The organism is Bradyrhizobium sp. USDA3010 (assembly GCF_056429065.1).
Genome location: NZ_JBWJZD010000003.1, coordinates 26,525 through 45,291, shown reverse-complemented (window position 1 = coordinate 45,291; position 18,767 = coordinate 26,525). Strand labels below are relative to the sequence as shown.

Sequence of the window (18,767 nt, the reverse complement as noted above, 5' to 3'; positions counted from 1 at the left end):
ACGAGCTCCAGGGACATCCAACTACATCCTGCGATCGGAAGGACAACAACAATGAAAATCACCGACGTCCGCGCCCACCATATCCGCATTCCCTATGACGCTGGCCCTGCGAGCTTCCGCCAGGGCGCTTCCGCGATCGCGGCGCTCGACATGGTGCTGGTGGAGGTTTCGACCGATGCCGGCCTGACCGGCTGGGGCGATGCCTTCGCCTATGTCTGCCCGAAGACGAGTTGCACGGCGGTGGCCGAGATGATCGCGCCGCAGGCACGCGGCCTCGAGGTTCCCGACGCCGCCAGCATTCCCGCTGCGATGGAGCAGATCCAGCGCAACCTGCATCTGTTCGGCCGCTACGGCATCACGATGTTTGCGATCTCGGCGCTCGACATCGCGCTGTGGGATCTCGCCGGCAAGGTGAAGGGCGTGCCGCTGCATCAATTGATCGGCGGCGCCAAGCGCAGCACGATTCCGGCCTATGCGAGCCTGATGCGGATCGGCAATCCCTCGCACATCGCCGCCGAATGCAGGAAGGCGATCAAGCTCGGTTACGCCGCGATCAAGCTGCACGAGACCACCGTGCCGGCGGTTGCTGCGGCGCGCGAAGCGATCGGCCCCGGCGTGCCGCTGATGGTCGACATGAATTGTCCACTGGATGGACCGGCGGCGATCCAGTTCGCCCGCGACTGCAAGCAGGCCGCGCCGATGTTCCTGGAGGAGCCGGTCTGGCCGCCGGAGGATTTTGCGACGCTCGCGGAGGTGCGGAGAGAAGGCCGGCTCGATATCGCCGCCGGCGAGAACGCCTGCACCGTGCATCAATTCCGCCAGATGATGACCGCGGGCGCGGTCAGTCACGCGCAGCCATCGGTGATCAAGGTCGGCGGCGTCACCGAATTCCTGCGCGTGGCGGTGCTTGCCGACGAGTTCGGCGTCCAGGTGATTCCGCATTCGCCCTATTTCGGGCCGGGCTTTCTCGCCACGCTGCATCTGATGGCGATCCGCGACGAAGGCCAGATCGAAGTGTTCTTCATGAAGCGCCCCGCCTGCCTGTGGGGCGACCGCATCGACGTCGACGCCCGTGGCCATGTCGCCGTGCCGCAGGGCCCCGGGCTCGGCTACGAACCGGATCGCGATGTGATGGAGACGTATCGGGTGGCGTAGAGGGCGCGACTACGCCCGATCCGTCATTGCGAGGAGCGAAGCGACGAAGCAATCCATCGCTCCGCATGCGCGGCGGGATGGATTGCTTCGCTTTGCTCGCAATGACGATTTGCTATTTCGTGCCGTCCTTCGCCACAGGCATCGCATCCTTCGCCGGCGGCGCGTCGGCTTTCTTCTTCAAGTCCTCTGTCAGCTTGACCTGCGCCGCCTGCAAATCGGTGACGAGCTTCTGCAAGGTCGCGACCGAACCCTTCAGGCTTTCGATCTGCCGGTTGGCGGCGTCGAGCTTCTGCTGGTGATCCGACGTGAGCTTGCCGATCGTCTTCTGCAGGAAATCGACATTGCTCTGCAGGCAGCTGGTGCGCCGCTCCATCGTCTTCTCGACGGTGCAGATCTCGATACCGGGAACGTCCTGCGCATACGCGGTTCCGACGACGCCGAGTGCAAGCGGCACCAGCAAGGCAACAACGAAACGCGCGATCATCGACATCCCCAATCACATGCGTCATTCACAGTTTTGTGCTCGCGACGCTGAAAGCAAGGCACACATACCACACTGATACCGCATTCAAGCGGTGTGCTTGCCCCATTACCGGGACTACTCGTGGGGACGGGGGCCTTCGGAACTAGTTTGGTTCGACCCCTTTTGGCTCGACCTTGGGCAGTGGAGACAGATCGTATGGCTACGCGCGAAAAACGGCTGGCGCAATTCGACGGCAATGGCGAACCTTCGCCGGAACAACGCGTGGAAGTGCTTTGTGAGGATCACAGCGGAACGTATCAGCTGCCGTTCGCCTGCCGTTTCATCGACGGCCAGTGGCGCAATGACACAACCGGCGGCGCGCTGGAGGTCAACGTCATCGCCTGGCGCATGCCGCGCGTAAAGCAGGCGGGCATGGCCTGAGAGAGGCGCATTTGGCGCGCGCTGTTTCAAAACGCGACGCGCACGCGAGGCGTTTTAAGATTTGGAACGCGGATGGAACGAACCGCGTCCGAATCACTGATCGAGCAACGTACTCCGTTGTTCACGGCTAGATGTGGTCATCAGCCCGAGGCGACGCACCACATACAGAAGCATGACGATCGGCCGCAGCCAGCGGCCGACGACAAAGGTTAATTCCTCCGCGGACGACATTTGCGGTCCCTCCTCGCGATCATTTCCACGGCGTCACCGGCGGCACGGTCTCGGTCGCGGGCGGCACATCCACGGTCTTGAAATCGGCGGGGCTGACGATCTCGAGGTATTCCATGTCCTTCGAGTAATCGAACAGATAGTGGGTGATGCCGGGCCGCTGATGGATCACGTCGCCGGCCTCGACCAGCGTCTCCTTGTCCTCGTACATGAAGCGCGCCCAGCCCTTGGTCATGATGACGATCTGAAAATCGCACAGATGCTTGTGCCAGCCGGTGCCCTCTTCCGGCGGCAGGTCGGGATTGGCCTTGACCAGATGGCAGATCACCTGCCCGCCGGTGGCATCGGCGATGCCGAGATCGCGATACAGGAAGAAGTCGCGCAGACCTCCGCCCTTGAACTCGGTGTCACCGGGTTTGACGTGGGAGAATTTGCTGACGGCGGCGTGCTGGTTCATTTCAAGCCTCCACGGTTCTCGTGCTCGCGAGATCGCGGCGCCGGCTCAGCGTCCAAATTTTCGGCAGCGTCGCATCGTCGCGGTCACAGCTCGCTTGTTGCTATGCGAAATCCTTGCCAGCCCGATTGTGCTGCGGCGATCGGTCCCGCCATGCGCCGCCGTCGCAGCGGAAGCACTTGGAGCAAAGCCTGAATTTGCGTTCGGCGCGGGCTGCGCCCGATTGCCGCGCGGCGCCGATGCCTGGCGCCGACGGCACGTCCATTGAGCAAGGCCTGCCCGGAGCTTGAGCCGCCTGCGCCGGCAGGCCGGGCGCACGCTGCCTAATATTCGACCTCGAGCTCCTCGACGTCGGCAGGCTCTGCCTTCGCCGCCTCGATCCATTCCTGCATCTCGGGCATGGTCATGATGGTGCTGGCATACACGGCAAGGGCCGGTTCGAGCTTGACGTCATAGGTCATGAAGCGGGTCACGACCGGCGCATACATCGCGTCCGCCATGGTGCGGCGTTCGCCGAACAGGAACGGCCCGCCGGACTTGCCGAGGCAATCGCGCCAGATGGTGCAGACGCGGTCGATATCGGCCTGCGCCCGCGACCAGATCTTGAAGCCGGGAAAATGCCCCTTGAGATTGACCGGCAGCGAGGAGCGCAGCGTGGTGAAGCCGGAATGGATTTCGCCGGAGATCGAGCGGCAATGCGCGCGCTGGATCCGGTCCTCCGGCAGCAGCCCGGCATGCGGCATGACCTCGTTGAGATACTCGCCGATCGCCAGCGTATCCCAGACGGTCGCGCCCTCGTGGCGCAGGCAGGGCACCAGGATCGATGACGACAGCAGCAGCAGTTCGGCCCGCGCCGAGGCGTCATCGGGCGCGGTGACCACCTCCTCGAATTCCAGCCCGGCGAATTTCACCAGCAGCCAGCCGCGCAGCGACCAGGACGAATAATTCTTGCTGCTGATGGTGAGTGTTGCTTTCGCCATATCGGATCCTCACGCCTGAACGCGTCCTTAGCTCCCCGGTGACCGCGCGCCGGTCCGACCGCCGCGCCCCGGAGCCGTTCATTTTTGCAGCAAGCCACGTGCCAATTTGCCGGGCAGCCCGCCCCCTCTCTGGCGTCGATATTGCATAGCCAGCCGGGCCAGGGGCGGATGCGTATGATGTCAATGATGTACCAGGCCTATCAGAACCACATGGACCTCACGGCGCCATGGCGAACGGGGGCTGCAGCGGCGCTGAAATACCTCAATCTGGTGCCGCAGGGCGCCGCCGACCGGGTGTACGGCCGGCTCGCGGCGGCGCTTGAGCTGATCTCGCGCTCCACCCTGACCTACGCCCGCCCCGACTACGCCATCGGCAGTGTGTCCGCCGGCAACCGGGAATACCAGGTGACTGAGGAGGTCGCCTATGCGACGCCGTTCGGCTCGCTGCTGCATTTCAGGAAGGTGGATGGCCCGGAGCAGCCGCGGCTCTTGCTGGTGGCGCCGATGTCCGGCCATTTCGCCACGCTGCTGCGCGGCACCGTGAAGACGCTGCTGCAGGACCACGACGTCTACATCACCGATTGGCACAATCCGCGCGACATCCCGCGCCAAGAGGGCCGCTTCGGGCTCGAGGACTACACCGACCATCTGATCGACTTCCTCGGCCAGCTCGGCCCGCGCGCGCATATGGTGGCGATCTGCCAGCCCTCGGTGTCGGCGCTGGCGGCTGCCGCGGTGATGTCCGAAGACAATCATCCGGCGCGGCCGGCATCGCTGACCCTGATGGCCGGGCCGATCGACACAAGGATCCTGCCGACCAAGGTGAACGAATTCGCCAAGAGCAAGCCGATCAAATGGTTCGAGGACAATCTGATCAACTACGTGCCGATGCAGTGCAAGGGCGCGCTGCGTCAGGTCTATCCCGGCTTCGTGCAGCTGACAGCATTCGTCTCGATGAACCTGGAACGTCACATCAAGCAGCACATCGACCTCGCCGACCATCTCGCCAAGGGCGAGACCGCCAAGGCCGAAGTGATCAAGACCTTCTACGACGAGTACTTCGCCGTGATGGATCTGCCGGCGGAATTCTATATCGAGACGGTGCGCGACGTGTTTCAGGAGCATCTGCTGCCGCAGGGCATGCTGATGCATCGCGGCCGCCCGGTGAACCCGGCGGCGATCCGGCGCATGGGCCTGATGACCGTGGAAGGCGAGAAGGACGACATCTGCTCGATCGGGCAGACGCTCGCCGCCCAGGACCTCTGCACCGGCGTGCGCACCTATCGCAAGGTGCACCACATGCAGGCCGGGGTCGGCCATTACGGCGTGTTTTCCGGCAAGCGCTGGAACAACGAGATCTACCCGCTGCTGCGTGATTTCGTTCATGTGAATTCGTGAGGGATTCCCCGTAGCCCGGATTACGCTGCGCTTCATCCGGGCTACGAAATCTCGCCTCTCGACACTGCTCCATCCGCGTCGCTGCGCTCCTCGCAATGACGAGCGGCGGCTAGTCACGCATCCCCTCCAGCAGTAGTCTCCCCGGCCACGACGACCTGTTTCCCAAGAATCGTCCAGGGAGAAACTCCATGCGCGCCGCCTTCCGCAGCCTCACGCTCGCCATCATCGGCGCCCTCGCCCTCACGTCGGCCGCATCCGCCGCCGAAGTCCATGTCATGATCTCGGGCGGACTGACGGCGGCCTACAAGGCGCTGGTGCCGGAATTCGAGCACAAGACCGGGCACAAGGTGGTGACCGCCTTCGGGCCGTCGATGGGCACCACCACCAACGCCATTCCGGTGCGGCTGGAGCGCGGCGAGCCGGCCGACGTGCTGATCATGGTCGGCTATGCGCTGGGTGACCTCATCAAGCAGGGCAAGGTGGTGGCCGACAGCCGGGTCGACCTCGTGAAGTCGCCGATCGGCATCGCGGTCAAATCGGGCGCACCGAGGCCGGACATCGGCTCGGCCGACACCGTCAAGCAGGCGCTGCTGGCGGCGAAATCGGTCGCCTATTCCGACAGCGCCAGCGGCGTCTATGTCTCGACCGAGATGTTCGGCAAGCTCGGCATCGCCGATCAGATGAAGGACAAGGCGCGGATGATCCCGGCAACCCCGGTCGGCGAGATCGTCGCGAAGGGCGAGGCCGAGATCGGCTTGCAGCAGATCTCCGAGCTGAAGCCGGTTGCCGGCATCGACATCATAGGTCCCCTGCCGGAGCCGTTGCAGAAGATCACGGTGTTCTCCGCCGGGATCGCGACCGCCGCGAAGGAGCCCGACGCCGGCAAGGCGCTGATCAGCTTCCTCGCCTCATCAGATGCGCGCGACGCGCTGGTCAAGAGCGGGCTGGATCCGATTGCCGCCGGCGCGACGCATTAGCGAGGCGCTGCTGACCCTGCACCGTCATCCTGAGGAGCGCGTAGCGCGTCTCGAAGGATGCACGGCCCGGCCGGGGCCGTCGACCCTTCGAGACGCGCGCAAGTGCGCGCTCCTCAGGGTGACGGGGATGGACCTCCCGGCACGCTATTCAACTGAACCTTCCCTACCGCAAATGATGCGCGGCGTAGGCGAGCAGCACGACCACGACAAGCGCCAGCACCAGCGTGGTCGACTTCCAGAACAGCACCGGGTTGCGCTCGATCAGCGGGGTCGATGACGTCGTCAGATATCTTGCGTTGGGATTGCGCAGGTCGAACAGGAACTCCGAGAAGGTGTCGTAGCGTTTCAGCGGATTGGCGTGCACCGCGCGCTCCAGCGTGCCGTCGACCCAGGCCGGGATGTCGCGGCCGCCATGCGCAGCCGGACGGTAGACCAGCCGGTTGAAGTCAGACCGCGTGCGGGCGCGCGCGATCTGCGCGCCATAGGGCAAGCGGCCGGTCAGCATCTGATAGGTGACGACACCGAGCGAGAACAGGTCGGAGCGCGCGGTGCCGCCCTCGCCCAGGAAATACTCCGGCGCGGTGTATTGCTGGGTGCCCAGAATGTCCTCGCCCCCCGCCGGCGCCGCATCGGCAACGCCCGAGATCCGCGTCGAGCCGAAATCGATGATCTTCACCGTTCCGGTCCTGTCGATCATGATGTTGTCGGGCCTGACGTCCTGGTGCAGCATCTCCTTGCGGTGGAAGGCGCGCAGCCCTTTTGCAATTTGCTCGGTGATGTCGCGCACCGTCTCCAGCGCCGGTGCAGGATTGTCGATCATCCACTGCGTCAGGGTCTGGCCGTCGATATATTCCATCGCGACATAGAAGAAGTTGCGCTTGCGCTGCGGCAGAAACGGCTTCAGCACGTGCGGGCTGTCGATCCGCCGGGCGACCCATTCCTCCAGCATGAAGCGCTTCAGATAGGCATCATCGTCGCGCAGGTCGATCGAGGGGATCTTGATCGTGACCGTGGTGCCGCTCTCCTCGTCGACCGCGAGATAGATGTGGCTGCGGTGCGATGCATGCAGATCGCGGACGATGCGGTAGCCGTCGAACAGCATCCTTGCATCGAGCAGCGGCGGCGGCGGCAGCTCGGTGGGCTGGCCGAACACCTCGCTGGCATCGCCGTCGGGCAATTCGTCGATCCGGATGATCTGCGCGGTGAGATTGTCCGGGCTGCCGTTCTCATAGGCCTGCTCGACGATCGACTTCGCGGCAGCATCGAGATCGGCCGCGCCATCCCTGATCGTCTTCGCCAGCCGCCGCGCGGGAACGTGCTCGTAGATGCCGTCGGTCACCAGCAGAAAGGTGTCGCCGCGCTCCAGCCGGAGATTCTGGTAGTCGATCTCGAGCTGCGGGTTCACGCCGAGCGCGCGGCCGAGATAGCTCTGCTGCGACGACAGCACGACGCGGTGGTCGTTGGTCAATTGCTCGAGGCTGTTGCCCGCGACGCGGTAGATCCTCGAGTCGCCGACATGGAACAGATGCGCCGTGGTCGACCGGATGACCAGCGCGCTCAGCGTGCAGACGTAACCCTTGTCCTTGTCGTAGGGGTTCTGGCTGCGCCTGGTCTGCGCGTGCAGCCAGGAATTGGTCGCCTCCAGCACCCGCTGCGCCGAGGTCTTCACCGACCAGGATTCCGAGGTGCAGTAGTAATCGGTCAGGAAGCTCTTGACCGCGGACTCGGCGGCGATGCGGCCGACGCTGCTCGAGGAGATGCCGTCGGCAAGCACCACGGCGATGCCCTTCAGGCCGAGCAGCGGCTCGTCGGGAATCAGTACGCCGTGGAAATCCTGATTGGTGTCCTTGCGGCCCTGATCAGAGAATTGCCCGACCGATATTGTCAGCGCGCGCGGCATCGACCGTCCCAATGCGAATGGGGCCCTCCGTGACAGGAGAGCCCCATAAGCCGGCCAGGATCAAGCCGCGAGGCGCTGGCGCTTCGGCGCCGTCTTCACATGCGTCGTGTAAAGCGTGAGCCCGGTGAAGGCGAGGCCGCCGGCGAGGTTGCCCAGCACGGTCGGGATTTCGTTCCAGATCAAATAGTCCATGATCGAGAACTTGGCATGGAGCATCAATCCCGACGGGAACAGGAACATGTTCACGACCGAATGCTCGAACACCATGTAGAAGAACACCAGGATCGGCATCCACATCGCGATGACCTTGCCGGGCACCGTCGTCGAGATCATGGCGCCGACGACGCCGGTGGAAACCATCCAGTTGCAGAGCATGCCGCGGATGAAGAGAGTGGCCATGCCCGCCGCGCCATGCGCCGCGTAGCCCAGCGTTCGCGCCTCGCCGACGTTTCCGATGGTCATGCCGACCTTGTCGGGCTCCTGCGTGAAGCCGAACGTCGTCACGAACGCCATCATGAACGCCACCGTGAGCGCGCCGGCAAAGTTGCCGACGAAGACGAGGCCCCAGTTGCGTAGCACGCCGCTGAGCGTGACGCCGGGGCGCTTGTCGAGCAGCGCGAGCGGCGAGAGAACGAACACGCCCGTCAGCAGGTCGAAGCCCAGCAGATAGAGCATCACGAAGCCGACAGGAAACAGCAATGCGCCGACGAGCGGCTGACCCGTGTTGACGTTGATCGTCACGGCAAACCAGGCTGCCAGCGCGAGGATCGCACCGGCCATGTAGGCGCGGATCACGGTGTCGCGCGTCGACATGAAGATCTTGGATTCGCCGGCGTCCACCATCTTGGTGACGAATTCGGACGGTGCGAGATAGGCCATTCGTAAAATTCCCCTTGCGCAATTCGGCCGCGCCGGTTGCCTGCCGGAAGCGACGCGGGTTGGTTGAATTGCTCGTCCGTCCGGGGAGTGAGTTTGGGGGGTGCAACGATTGCTCGCGACGCCCGGGCGGGGCGCCTTGATCCCCTCACCTCGGCCTGCATTGGCTTCGGCAATCCGGAGGACGGCAGTCGTCATTGACTGATGCATCTAAAAGCAATGGACATGCCAACCGGAGACGCTCGCGGACGGCATTAAATCCTTGTCAATCCAATAGGTTAGAGCGGTAACGCAGGAACTGCCCAGCGCGATGGCGCGGAATTATGCAGCATGCCCAGATGTCACCCAGGGGGGCGCGCCTCTCCATCCCCGTCACCCCCGCGCAAAGGCTTCGCTTTTGCGCGGGGGTGACGGGGATAGTTGAGAATGACCGGGATAGAGTCGTACGCGCCGGTCTACTTCACCTCGGTACGGACCGGGGAGCCCTTCAGCCCGTTATTGTCATAGGCCTTGCGCAGCGTGCCGTTGGCGATCGCTTGCGTCATGAACCTGGTGGCGAACGCCGCAGCCAGCGGATGGTTGAGCGGCACCGCGACCGCGGTAACGGTCTGCTTGAAGGTCTCGTCCAGCACGCGGCTGCCCGGAATCTTTTTGGCCATCGCATTGAGCTGATCGCGCGACAACGCGAATGCGTCGATCTCGCCGCTCTTCAGCAGATTGAAGATCTCGTCATAGGTCTGATAGCCCGTGACCTTGGCGCGCTTGAGATGCGCGATCGCGCCGCGCATCGTGGTGGTGGCGTTGACGGCAGCGACCTTGACGCCGTCCTGGTCCAATGACGCGAAATTCGTGATCGTTGAGCCCGGCTTGACGATATAGGTGGCGTCGGCAACCTCGTAGATCGGCCCGAACGTCATCCTGGTCTCACGCTCGGGATCCTTGGGCAGGAAGGTGATGTCCCAGCTGTTGCTCGACGCCGCATCGGTGATCTGGCCGGAATTCTGGTGCACGACATACTCGACGGGAACGCCAAGCTGCGCCGCCATCTCGCTGCCGAGATCGACGGGAACGCCGGCATAGCCGTTCTCGGTCCGGGTCGACCAGAACGCGCCGCCCGCCGGGCTGATCGCGATCGCGACCCGGAGCTTTCCGGTCGGCGCGATCTGATCCTTCAAGGCGTCGGCATTGGCTGATACGGCCATGACAATCACTCCCAGAACGAGGCCAGCCAGACGCAGCAGTCGCGGCGACAACATCGGACGCCCTCCAGCCGGGTCTAGCGCCCGGCGGCGCGCAACAAACCGCACGAGGCCGCTTTGCGCAAGCGGCGGTCGCGCAAGGGAGCTATCCGTATCGGCCTATTTGACCCGGATGGTGATTTTTTCGGAGACGACCGGCGGGTTGAATGGATAGTGCTTGGCGTCGCCCAGCACCAGCTGCAAGGTGTGCTTGCCGGGCGCCAGATCGAGTTGCGTCTCGGTCTGGCCCGCACCGAAGTGCTGGTGAGACTTGTCCGACGGGATCGGCTCATTCGGATTCAACGGCTCATCCACATCGATCAGAAGGTGGTGATGGCCACTGTTCGGGTATTCGTCGCCGGCATGGGTGACGCCCATGTTGCGCAGCCCAAAGCGGCACCAGAACGGGCTTTTGACCCTGGCTCCGTCGTGCGGCCAGATGAAATACAGCTTGGTGTCTTTCCCCGCCGGTTTGTTTTGCGCGGTGGCCGGACTTGCGAGCAATGTCAGTGCCGCAGCGAGCATGATCAGGCCTGCACTTTTCATAACCCCTCCAAACCTGACGATTGCAGACGCTCTCTCAGGGAGACAGCGCGACCCGGAAACCGTGGGTCGGGTAGCGAACATTGGTGTCGTAATTGTCGCGATTGGCCGGACGGACATAGCGTGCGTCATTCTTCCAGGAGCCGGAACGAATGACATGGGAGCCGCAATCACCGCCGGGCCACACCGCACCGTCGGCCGGGGCGCCCTGGTAGTTCCTGTGCCAGCAATCCTCGACCCACTGATCGACACTGCCGCCCATGTCGTAAAGACCAAACGGATTCGGCTTGAAGCTGCCGACCTTGACCGGCTGTTCGGCGGCACCGGCGCCACCGCCGCAATCCTTGCAACCGGCGTTGCCCGATTGCATCTGGTCGCCCCACCAGTATCTCGATTGTGTTCCACCCCGCGCCGCGTATTCCCATTCGGCCTCGCTCGGAAGCCGGTAGGCCTTCTTCGTCCCCTCGGCGAGCCAGGCTACATACTGTTTCGCATCGCTCCAGCTCACATTGGTGACGGGAACGTCGTCTTGGCCACTGGCTGTGAAGCCGCACGCCTTGGCCGCCGCGCAGGCATTCCATTCCCGCACGGTGACCGGATATTTGCCCATCGCGAACGGCTTGACCGTCACCTTGCGGATCGGCCGCTCCGAAGGATCGTCATTGCTTCCCATCGAGAAGCTGCCGCCCTGGAGCGAGACCATTTCAGGCTCCGGCACCGACGCGGCGGGAGTTGCAGAGGGCGCGGCTTGAGGCGAGGCTTGCTGCGCCGGTGCGGCACCTGGGACCGGACTTGCAGCTTGGCCTGGAGCCGGAGCCGGGCTCGGTGCCGGCTGCTGAACGGCCGGCGATGCGGCCGGTGACGGAGGCACCTGCGCCACGTCGATCGGCTTGCTGCGCGGTTGCGCCAGCATGTACCAAAGCACGCCGCCAGCGATGACTGCGACCGCCAGTCCGAGCAGCGTAAGCAGGATGGACTCACGGCGCCGGCGCGTCCTCTGGTACGCGGCAGCGTCCGGCAGCACGCGATAGACCCGGACCGGATCGGTGATGTTCTTGACCTTCTTGTCGCCGAGCGATTCATACCCGCAGACCATCTTGTGCTTGATCTGCTCGTAGATGCCGCCGGAAATGAAGACTTCACCGGGCGCTGCAATCCCTTCCAGGCGCGAGGCCACATTGACGCCGTCGCCAAAGATATCGTCGGCCTCGATGATGACGTCGCCGAGATTGACGCCGATCCGGTACTCGATCCAGTGATCTCTCGCGATCGCCGCGTTGCGGCCGATCATGTTCTGCTGGATCACGATGCTGCAACGGACGGCCTCGACCGGGCTGTCGAACATCGCGATGAACCCGTCGCCGGTGGTCTTGACCAGCTTGCCATGGTGCTCGGCAATGGTGGGCTCGACCAGATCGCGCTCGATCCGCTTGACGCGGTTGTGGGTGCCCTCTTCATCGAGCTGCATCAGGCGGCTGTAGCCGGCGATATCGCCCGCAACGATCGCGGCAAGGCGCCGCGGCATTGCTTCGCCGGGCGGTGGCTTGCCCGGCTTGCCGGATTTGAAGTCGCGAATTTCGCCCATGGCCTCGGCTGCTCCACAAACCACAAATGGCGATGATCGGCGCAACCGGCGCCTTGGGCCCTGAGGCCCGTGTGGAGCGTATCACACCGCCGGGTCCGGACAAAGTTTGCGGACGCAATGGTGCGGTGCGCGAAAAAGCGCCATCCGCTGGTGGCGGATGGCGCTGCGGGCTTGTTTCAGCTTGAAATGGTGCGGCAAACCGCCAGCACGTCACCCCGCCTGTGTGGCTGGCGTCCGGATCTCGCGCGGCAGGATGATCGCGGCCGCAATCGCCAGCAGGCACAGCGCCGCGAACGCGCGCAGCATCATGGAGAAGCCGCCCTGGTCGTACAGCCAGGCCACCAGGCCGACGGAAGCGCCCGCCGCGGTGAAGCCGACGAAATAGCGCACCGCATAGGCGCGCGAGCGCCATTCCTCGGTGGTGTACTTGCCGACCATGGCATCGTTCACCGTGACCTGGCCGAACGCGCCCATCACGATGCCGATCGAGACCACGATCAGCGGCAAATTGGACAGGCTCGCCGCCAGATAGAGGAACGGCGCCAGCACGAACGACAGCGGCAGCGCCACCGTCTTCAGCGAATATCTGTCGAGCAGCTTGCCGATCGTGTACTGGGTCATCGCGCCGAACACATAGACTCCGGCCGCGATCACGCCGAGCAGCGCCGGGCTCCTGGTCAGATCGGCGAGCCGTTCGGCGAACAGCTTCGGCAGCGCCACCGTCACCGCGTTGAAGGTGGTCGAGATCGCGATCACCACGATCAGCAGCGACAGCACCACCCGCCACATGTCTTCCTTGGCGACCCGCACCTGCGCTGCGGCCTGCCTGGAGCCCTTGCGGTCCTCATGCACCACCGTCATCGCAAAGGCGATGCCGACCAGCACGGTGACCGTGCCGGGCACGATGAAAGCCCAGCGCCAGCCGAGATACTGGCCGATCACGCCAGTGACCAGCGCCGAGGAGGCGACGCCGAGATTGCCCCAGACGCCGTTGATGCCCATCTGGGCGCCGAGCTTCTCGGCATAGGACACGATCATCGCGGTGCCGACCGGATGGTAGATCGAGGCGAAGATGCCGATGGCGAGCAGTGCTGCGCCGAGTTGCAGCGGCGTCTGCACGAAGCCGACCGAGATCATCGACAGGCCGATGCCGACGAAGAAGATCACCATCATGTGGCGGCGGCTCCAGCGATCGCCGAGCCAGCCCGTGATCAGCGAGCCGGCTCCGAAGGCGATGAAGCCCGGCGTCGCATAGGGCAGCAGTTCCGAATAGGCCATGCCGAGCGCCGGGCCCATGATGATGACGGCGGCCGCAAAAATCAGCATCGCATAGTGGTCGATGAAATGGCCGGCGTTGACGAAGCTAATCACCCGGCTTGGATTGTTCCTTGGACTGTTGGTTGGGCTGCTCATGGGCAGGTCTTTCACTGGCACGTCTCTCACGCGATTCTTCAATTGCTCGAAAATAGGTTATAGGTCCTTGTCCTGACGGGATGTCGCCAATGACTATCGCTGAGCCGCCAATAAGAGCCCTCCACAAGGACCGGCGTGTCACCGGCGACGGGGTGCACATGGTCGCGCGCAGCTACCGGAAGGGCGTCCGCCTCGACCCGCACATGCACCGCGAGGCGCAACTGGTCTATGCCGCGAGCGGCACCATGCAGGTGACGACGCCGAAAGGCCGCTGGCTGGTGCCGCCGGACCGCGCGGTGTGGGTCCCTGCTCTGCTCCCCCATGCGATCGACGTGCTCGCCGATATCGAGATGCGCACGCTTTATTTCGACCGGGCCTGGCTCGCGCGCGAAGCGCGCAGCGACAGCCTCGGCCATGAATTCGTGGTGCGGGTGTCGCCGCTGGTGCACCAGGCGATCCTTGCGCTGTTCGACGCTTCATGCGGACGCCAGCGCACCGACCTCCTCATCAGGCTCGTGATGCTGGAACTGCACCAGGCCGAGGATTCCGCGACCTTCATCCCGCTGCCGCAGGAGCCGCGCTGCCGCCGCGCCGCCGACATCGTGCTGGCCGATCCGACCAAGGACCACGAGATCGATGCGCTGGCGCGCACGGTCGGCACCTCGGCGCGGACGCTGTCGCGCCTGTTCTCGGCGGAGACGCAGCTGTCCTTCAAGAGCTGGTGCCAGCGCGCCCGCATCGCGGCCGCGATCGAACGCCTGTCGACCAACGCGAATATTTCGGTCAAGCAGGTCGCCTCCGACCTCGGCTATGCCAGCGTGCCGGCATTTTCCCATGCGTTCCGCCAGGTCACCGGCAAGACACCGACCACGTTCGCGGAACGGACGTGAGCGGGGTTTGTCATCGGGCGCAGTGATGAAGAATTATACCGTTGTCGCGCTGCGACATATTTCCGTACGATCCATGCGCTTGATTGCAGTCCTCCCGACCTTAAATCCCGTGTAAGGTCCGGCTTCACTGAATACGACCCGCTGGATACGACCCGCAAATGGCCAACGCCTTCTTCTCCGACCTGCTCTCGACGATTTCCGAACGCGGCCGCGTCCTGCTCGGCCGCGCCAGCCCGCCCGACGACAAGCAGGATGCGTCCGAGCTTCTGGAATTGTGCGAGGCGCTGCTGTCCGGCCGCGGCGAAGCCTCCGGCACCGCTATGGCGCGCGAGGTGCTCGACCGCTACCACCACCTCGATGCCGCCGGCCGCCTGTCGTTCTTCCAGACGCTGGCGCGCGATTTCGGCCCCGATCATGCCAGGCTGGCGCAGGCGATCGAGAGCTGGCGCGCCAAGGCGGATGACAAGGCCAATGGCGGCGACGCCAGCGACCTGCATTTCGCCTCCGAACCGCGCCGCCAGGAATTGATTCGCCGGCTCAACCGCGCGCCGGGCGGCACCGGCGAGCTGGTGTCGATCCGATCGGATCTGCTTTCATTGATGAAGGGCAACAAGGACCTCGCCGCGCTCGATCGCGACGTGGTGCATCTGCTCTCGTCCTGGTTCAACAGGGGATTTCTCGTGCTGCGCAGGATAGACTGGTCGTCGCCGGCCAATATTCTGGAGAAGATCATCCGCTATGAGGCCGTACACGAGATTCGCGACTGGGACGATCTGCGCCGCCGCATTGATCCGGTGGATCGCCGCTGCTACGCGTTCTTCCACCCGGCGCTGGCCGACGAGCCGCTGATCTTCGTCGAGGTCGCGCTCACCGAAGCCATCCCGGGCGCCATCGCGCCGCTGCTGGCGGAAGAGCGCGAGCCGGTGCCGGTCGAGCGGGCCCGCACCGCGGTGTTCTATTCGATCTCCAACACCCAGCGCGGTTTGGGCGGCATCTCCTTCGGCAGCTTCCTGATCAAGCAGGTGGTCGAGGAGTTGCGCCGCGAACTGCCGAAGCTCGACAATTTCGTGACGCTGTCGCCGGTGCCCGGCTTCATGCAGTGGGTGAAGCAGGCCGATGACGTGCCGCTTACCGATGAAGACCGTCAGCTGCTGGAAAGCCTCGGCAAGCCCGGCTGGTTCGAGAACGCCGAGCTCGCCACGCAACTGCGCGCCGTGCTGGAACCGCTCGCCGCCTATTACTTCCTGAAGGCACGCACGCCGAAGGGACGGCTGATCGATTCGGTCGCGCGCTTCCATCTCGGCAATGGTGCCCGGCTGGAGCGGATCAACTGGCTCGGCGACCTCTCGCCCAAGGGCCTGCGCGAATCCGCCGGCGTCATGGTCAACTACCTCTACCGCCTCGACGACATCGAGAAGAACCACGAGGCCTATGCCAACAATGGCGAGGTGATCGCCTCGAGCGCGGTGAAGAAGCTCTTGAAGGGCGAAGGCCGGCGGCTGCTGGACATGCGGCTGGGGTAGGACGCCGCTCCCTCCCCGTCATTGCCAGGAGCGCAAGCGACGAAGCAATCCATAGCGCCGCTGAGGGACAATGGATTGCTTCGCTTCGCTCGCAATGACGGCACGATAGTCGCCGCCCTCCACCCCTAAAACCTCGCCCGCGCCGTCAGCCGCACCGTGCGGCCCTGCCCCGGCGAGATGTTGTTGTTGCCGTCGGCGGAGGCCCAATAGCCCTTGTCGAAGATGTTCTCGACATTGAGCTGGGCGCTCCAGGTCTCGTCGATCTTGGCATAGACCGCCGCGTCGAAGCGGACGAAGCTCGGCAGCAGCACGGTGTCGTCGGACGAGGCAAAGGAATCGCCGAAATAGATCACGCCGAGCGCAGCCGCCCACATCGGCGTGAACTGATACTTGTTCCACCAGGCAAACTGATTGTACGGCACGAGCTGGACGCGGTTGCCGGGCACCACGGTCGCCGAGGTGGCGCCGGTGATCTTGGCGTCGGTATAGGCATAGGCCAGCGACGACTGCCACTGCTCGGTGACATGGCCGGTCAGGCTTGCCTCGACGCCGCGGGTCAATGTGCTGCCCGAGGGGAAGAAGAAGCCGGGATTGTTGCCATCGGGGATCGGCTGGTTGGTGCGGTTCAGATTGTAGACCGCGGTCGAGAACAACAGCTTCGGATTGATGTTCCACTTCATGCCGAGCTCGACGTTCTCGAAGCGCTGCGGCTGCAGGATCAGCGTGCCGTCGGTCAGCGAGCTGAACTGGTCGCCCGAGGCCGGCAGATAGGAGATGCTGTAGGCGGTATAGACCGACATCTGCCCGATCGGCTTGATGATCAGGGCGGCCTGCGGCGACACCAGATTGTCGACGCGGCCGCGATTGATGTTGGTGTTCATATCGGTGGCCGACATGTCGAAGCGGTCGAACCGCGCGCCGGCGATGATCTGCACCGCGCGGGAAATCTCGATGGTGTCCCTGACATAGCCGGATTGGATGTTCAGCGCGTAGCGGCTGTTCGAGTCCGGCGTGGTGACGCCATCGGTATTGGTGCCGGTGAAGTGGTGAAGGAACGTCACCGCGCCGAAATAGGTCGGCGCGAACGGGTTCTGCACGATGGTGTTGGTGCCGTTCGGGAACACGCCGGTGTTGCGGATGTCGACGCCGGTCTGGCGGCCGAATTCAGTGCCGAAGCCGACGGTGTGGAACAGCGGACCGGTCCAGGTCTTGTAGGTGAAATCGGTCTGGTTGAAGACATTGTCGCGGTTGGTCGTGTGCTGATAGGCGCCGAGATTGACCGCGGTATCCGCCGGGTTGACCGCGCCCGCTAGCGCGCCGCCGGTCGGATAGACATTCTGATAGAACTTCTGGTAGTCGGCGGCGATGGTGCCGTTGCGCACCGTCAGCCCGTTCTCGAAATCATGCTCGATGATGGCCATGCCGGTCTGCACCGTCGCCTGCGCGGTGTTCAGGCTCGGGCTGCCGAAGAAGGTCGAGAAGTCGCCATTCGGCGCGAACGGCGCCGTCGGATTGAAGCGGGTCGCGCCGCCGGGCACCCCCTGCGAGGGATTGCCGCGGTCGGCGGTGCGCTCGTCGTGGAAATACTCGTAGCTCAGCTTGATCTTGGTGTTGTCGTCGGGCTTCAGCGTCACCGTCGGATTGATGCCGTAACGCTCGAGATGGTTGAAGTCGCGGAAGGCGTCGGCGCCCTCGTAGAACACGTTGAGCCTGGCTGCGACGTTCTCGTTGATCGCCTGTCCGGCATCGAGGGTGACGCGGCGATCGCCCCACGAGCCGGTCTGCGCCGTCGCCTCGTAGACGCGGTTGCCGTCGGCCTCCTTGAGCGTGCGGTTGAGCAGCCCGCCGCCGGCGCCGCGGCCGAAGGTCAGCGCGCTCGGGCCCTTCAGCACCTCGATGCTCTGGGCATTGTACATGTCGCGGAAATACTGCACGTCGTCGCGGAAGCCGTTGACGAAGAAGTTGGCGCTGGAATCGACGCCGCGGATCACGAGCTCGTCGCGATTGCCCTCGCCCTGGTGCACCGCGACGCCCGGAACATAGCGGGTGACGTCGGTGACGCCCTGGTAGTTCTGGTCGCGGATCTGCTCCCGCGTCACGACGTTGAGCGATTGCGGGATGTTGACGATGGCAGTGTTGGTCCTGGTCGCAACCGAGGTGCTGTTGGCGAAATAGCCCGATGTGCCGGTGCGGGCATCCTGCGATTCCGCGAACGGTTTCGGCGCAGCCGCAGGCTCGATCCGCCGCGCGGTCTGGGTGCGGCGGCCCCGCGCGGCCGTCGTGCTCCGCGATGTCGATGGCGCGCTGCGGCGGCCTTGCGCGGCCGGCGAGGTGACGGTCACCGGCGGCAGCGTCGAGGCGCCGGCTTGCGAGGATTGTGCCTGTGCGGCGGAAGGCGTGAGCGAAACGCTCAGTGCGAGATAACTCACCGTGAGCAGCGACAGCTTCGCGAGCAAAACACCGCGACGGTTGGATCCTGATGTCATGACGTCGTCCCCAAGCAACTGTCGCCTTGCGTGAAGGCGATGCGCCGTCCTCTAGAGAGGTGAGGCGCGGTGCGTCCAGACGATGGGTTTCAGAAAATTTTTGGGTGACGACGGAATAAAATCGCGACGAAAGCGCGCAAGCGCTGCGCGGAGCGCGCGCATCGTTGGAAAAGTCAAGGATGCAAATGGTTTCTGTCGGCTTCCGGATTTGCACCGG

16 protein-coding genes are annotated in these 18,767 nt (G+C 64.3%); 6 read left to right on the top strand and 10 right to left on the bottom strand.

Annotated elements, in window-relative coordinates; translation table 11 throughout:
• Window positions 1-51: 51 nt before the first annotated feature.
• Window positions 52-1,155 (top strand): mandelate racemase/muconate lactonizing enzyme family protein, encoded by a 1,104-nt coding sequence (locus AC066Y_RS05720; RefSeq protein ID WP_478273025.1) that lies wholly within the window; start codon window positions 52-54, stop codon window positions 1,153-1,155.
• A gap of 112 nt (window positions 1,156-1,267) precedes the next feature.
• Here AC066Y_RS05720 and AC066Y_RS05715 read toward each other — a convergent pair whose 3' ends face one another.
• Entirely contained in the window at window positions 1,268-1,639 is a 372-nt protein-coding gene (locus AC066Y_RS05715; protein WP_478273024.1) for a hypothetical protein, read from the bottom strand.
• A 195-nt stretch (window positions 1,640-1,834) separates the two neighbouring features.
• Between AC066Y_RS05715 and AC066Y_RS05710 the strand changes: the two genes are divergently transcribed.
• Window positions 1,835-2,059, top strand: coding sequence for a hypothetical protein (locus AC066Y_RS05710; RefSeq protein ID WP_029079022.1), 225 nt, complete (start codon window positions 1,835-1,837; stop codon window positions 2,057-2,059).
• A gap of 250 nt (window positions 2,060-2,309) precedes the next feature.
• Here the strand turns inward: AC066Y_RS05710 and AC066Y_RS05705 are convergent, their stop codons facing one another.
• Both AC066Y_RS05705 and AC066Y_RS05700 read right to left on the bottom strand, forming a co-directional pair.
• The gene (locus AC066Y_RS05705) at window positions 2,310-2,744 is read right to left on the bottom strand and encodes a cupin domain-containing protein (protein WP_212310646.1); all 435 of its coding nucleotides are present in this window, start codon (window positions 2,742-2,744) and stop codon (window positions 2,310-2,312) included.
• A gap of 320 nt (window positions 2,745-3,064) precedes the next feature.
• The gene (locus AC066Y_RS05700) at window positions 3,065-3,721 is read right to left on the bottom strand and encodes a glutathione S-transferase (protein WP_207831968.1); all 657 of its coding nucleotides are present in this window, start codon (window positions 3,719-3,721) and stop codon (window positions 3,065-3,067) included.
• A gap of 174 nt (window positions 3,722-3,895) precedes the next feature.
• Between AC066Y_RS05700 and AC066Y_RS05695 the strand changes: the two genes are divergently transcribed.
• Entirely contained in the window at window positions 3,896-5,119 is a 1,224-nt protein-coding gene (locus AC066Y_RS05695; protein ID WP_212310802.1) for a polyhydroxyalkanoate depolymerase, read from the top strand.
• 188 nt (window positions 5,120-5,307) lie between these two features.
• Window positions 5,308-6,096 carry a substrate-binding domain-containing protein gene (locus AC066Y_RS05690; RefSeq protein WP_478273023.1) on the top strand — a complete coding sequence of 263 codons (789 nt, stop codon included), beginning with the start codon at window positions 5,308-5,310 and terminating at the stop codon, window positions 6,094-6,096.
• Window positions 6,097-6,259: 163 nt separating this feature from the next.
• Here AC066Y_RS05690 and AC066Y_RS05685 read toward each other — a convergent pair whose 3' ends face one another.
• From AC066Y_RS05685 to AC066Y_RS05660, 6 genes are all read right to left on the bottom strand, one after another.
• Window positions 6,260-7,996 (bottom strand): bifunctional protein-serine/threonine kinase/phosphatase, encoded by a 1,737-nt coding sequence (locus AC066Y_RS05685; protein ID WP_478273022.1) that lies wholly within the window; start codon window positions 7,994-7,996, stop codon window positions 6,260-6,262.
• Between the two features lie 60 nt (window positions 7,997-8,056).
• The gene (locus tag AC066Y_RS05680; protein ID WP_478273021.1) at window positions 8,057-8,875 is read right to left on the bottom strand and encodes a formate/nitrite transporter family protein; all 819 of its coding nucleotides are present in this window, start codon (window positions 8,873-8,875) and stop codon (window positions 8,057-8,059) included.
• Between the two features lie 452 nt (window positions 8,876-9,327).
• The gene (locus AC066Y_RS05675; RefSeq protein WP_478273020.1) at window positions 9,328-10,074 is read right to left on the bottom strand and encodes a transporter substrate-binding domain-containing protein; all 747 of its coding nucleotides are present in this window, start codon (window positions 10,072-10,074) and stop codon (window positions 9,328-9,330) included.
• Between the two features lie 156 nt (window positions 10,075-10,230).
• Window positions 10,231-10,656 carry a DUF4399 domain-containing protein gene (locus tag AC066Y_RS05670; protein ID WP_478273019.1) on the bottom strand — a complete coding sequence of 142 codons (426 nt, stop codon included), beginning with the start codon at window positions 10,654-10,656 and terminating at the stop codon, window positions 10,231-10,233.
• Window positions 10,657-10,690: 34 nt separating this feature from the next.
• Window positions 10,691-12,238, bottom strand: a complete 1,548-nt coding sequence (locus AC066Y_RS05665; protein WP_478273018.1) for an SUMF1/EgtB/PvdO family nonheme iron enzyme — start codon at window positions 12,236-12,238, stop codon at window positions 10,691-10,693.
• A 210-nt stretch (window positions 12,239-12,448) separates the two neighbouring features.
• Window positions 12,449-13,651 (bottom strand): MFS transporter, encoded by a 1,203-nt coding sequence (locus AC066Y_RS05660; RefSeq protein WP_478273017.1) that lies wholly within the window; start codon window positions 13,649-13,651, stop codon window positions 12,449-12,451.
• Between the two features lie 89 nt (window positions 13,652-13,740).
• Between AC066Y_RS05660 and AC066Y_RS05655 the strand changes: the two genes are divergently transcribed.
• Entirely contained in the window at window positions 13,741-14,541 is an 801-nt protein-coding gene (locus AC066Y_RS05655) for an AraC family transcriptional regulator (protein ID WP_478273016.1), read from the top strand.
• Window positions 14,542-14,699: 158 nt separating this feature from the next.
• Window positions 14,700-16,064 carry a malonyl-CoA decarboxylase gene (locus AC066Y_RS05650; protein ID WP_478273015.1) on the top strand — a complete coding sequence of 455 codons (1,365 nt, stop codon included), beginning with the start codon at window positions 14,700-14,702 and terminating at the stop codon, window positions 16,062-16,064.
• Between the two features lie 125 nt (window positions 16,065-16,189).
• Here AC066Y_RS05650 and AC066Y_RS05645 read toward each other — a convergent pair whose 3' ends face one another.
• The gene (locus AC066Y_RS05645) at window positions 16,190-18,550 is read right to left on the bottom strand and encodes a TonB-dependent receptor (protein WP_478273014.1); all 2,361 of its coding nucleotides are present in this window, start codon (window positions 18,548-18,550) and stop codon (window positions 16,190-16,192) included.
• Between the last annotated feature and the right edge of the window lie 217 nt (window positions 18,551-18,767).

Bases quoted from the DNA above. Each gene is read 5' to 3' on its own strand.
- AC066Y_RS05720 (WP_478273025.1), top strand. From the start codon at position 52: ATGAAAATCACCGACGTCCGCGCCCACCATATCCGCATTCCCTATGAC.
- AC066Y_RS05715 (WP_478273024.1), bottom strand. From the start codon at position 1,639: ATGATCGCGCGTTTCGTTGTTGCCTTGCTGGTGCCGCTTGCACTCGGC.
- AC066Y_RS05710 (WP_029079022.1), top strand. From the start codon at position 1,835: ATGGCTACGCGCGAAAAACGGCTGGCGCAATTCGACGGCAATGGCGAA.
- AC066Y_RS05705 (WP_212310646.1), bottom strand. From the start codon at position 2,744: ATGAACCAGCACGCCGCCGTCAGCAAATTCTCCCACGTCAAACCCGGT.
- AC066Y_RS05700 (WP_207831968.1), bottom strand. From the start codon at position 3,721: ATGGCGAAAGCAACACTCACCATCAGCAGCAAGAATTATTCGTCCTGG.
- AC066Y_RS05695 (WP_212310802.1), top strand. From the start codon at position 3,896: ATGATGTCAATGATGTACCAGGCCTATCAGAACCACATGGACCTCACG.
- AC066Y_RS05690 (WP_478273023.1), top strand. From the start codon at position 5,308: ATGCGCGCCGCCTTCCGCAGCCTCACGCTCGCCATCATCGGCGCCCTC.
- AC066Y_RS05685 (WP_478273022.1), bottom strand. From the start codon at position 7,996: ATGCCGCGCGCGCTGACAATATCGGTCGGGCAATTCTCTGATCAGGGC.
- AC066Y_RS05680 (WP_478273021.1), bottom strand. From the start codon at position 8,875: ATGGCCTATCTCGCACCGTCCGAATTCGTCACCAAGATGGTGGACGCC.
- AC066Y_RS05675 (WP_478273020.1), bottom strand. From the start codon at position 10,074: ATGGCCGTATCAGCCAATGCCGACGCCTTGAAGGATCAGATCGCGCCG.
- AC066Y_RS05670 (WP_478273019.1), bottom strand. From the start codon at position 10,656: ATGAAAAGTGCAGGCCTGATCATGCTCGCTGCGGCACTGACATTGCTC.
- AC066Y_RS05665 (WP_478273018.1), bottom strand. From the start codon at position 12,238: ATGGGCGAAATTCGCGACTTCAAATCCGGCAAGCCGGGCAAGCCACCG.
- AC066Y_RS05660 (WP_478273017.1), bottom strand. From the start codon at position 13,651: ATGAGCAGCCCAACCAACAGTCCAAGGAACAATCCAAGCCGGGTGATT.
- AC066Y_RS05655 (WP_478273016.1), top strand. From the start codon at position 13,741: ATGACTATCGCTGAGCCGCCAATAAGAGCCCTCCACAAGGACCGGCGT.
- AC066Y_RS05650 (WP_478273015.1), top strand. From the start codon at position 14,700: ATGGCCAACGCCTTCTTCTCCGACCTGCTCTCGACGATTTCCGAACGC.
- AC066Y_RS05645 (WP_478273014.1), bottom strand. From the start codon at position 18,550: ATGACATCAGGATCCAACCGTCGCGGTGTTTTGCTCGCGAAGCTGTCG.